We start from the raw sequence: 635 nt of genomic DNA on the forward strand, positions 1-635 counted from the left end.
AAGTCCTCAGTAGTCAAACTTCGTATCCATTCAATAACCTTCAAAATTTCCAGCCGATCCGAAACTAGCTCTCTGCTTGATAAAGTAATAATTTGGTTTCCAAGCATCTGACTCTTTGAAGATAAATTGATAACCCTATCTCTGCGGTTGCAGCTAACCTCACATGAAATATTTGAAATCATGAAGTTCGTTCTCCAGCTACCATAGTCAGATGGGTAGTCTTCAAAAGATAGTATCAAGCAGCCCTCAAAATTAAGTGAATCATAGAGATATCTCTGATCCATAATAAGTATCCACTAGTAAGTTTGATTTTATTTATTTCCCCTTCGGCAAGAATAACACTATCTTAGTAAAATTAATTTACGTTAAGAAAATTTAGATATCAAATGGCTAAAACCGACCCTGACTTAAATAATTAACGGTGGTCATTTTGATGAAAATACTCACTAAAACCGCATGTCACCAAACGTATTGTAAGTTGAATCCATGCAACTGCTTGAAAAATCATCATGATGCGAAAAGGCATTCGTGCTATCGAATGAAGAGTGATGATCGAAGATGCTATCCCAAGTGCTGGTAAACGTATCATCCATTGAGTTTGTGCCAAACATGTTCCCATGAATATCAGTTGAACT

2 protein-coding genes are annotated in these 635 nt (G+C 36.1%); both read right to left on the reverse strand.

What is annotated here, in order from left to right; genetic code table 11:
* Window positions 1-182 (reverse strand): hypothetical protein (locus INP77_RS14940; protein ID WP_228518973.1); only part of this gene is annotated, 182 nt, incomplete at its 3' end.
* A 233-nt stretch (window positions 183-415) separates the two neighbouring features.
* A partial coding sequence (locus INP77_RS14945) for a hypothetical protein (RefSeq protein ID WP_228518974.1) occupies window positions 416-635 on the reverse strand: 220 nt, incomplete at its 5' end.

Origin of the sequence: Methylophilus sp. 13, from assembly GCF_015354335.1 — a bacterium.
Taxonomy (GTDB): domain Bacteria; phylum Pseudomonadota; class Gammaproteobacteria; order Burkholderiales; family Methylophilaceae; genus Methylophilus; species Methylophilus glucosoxydans.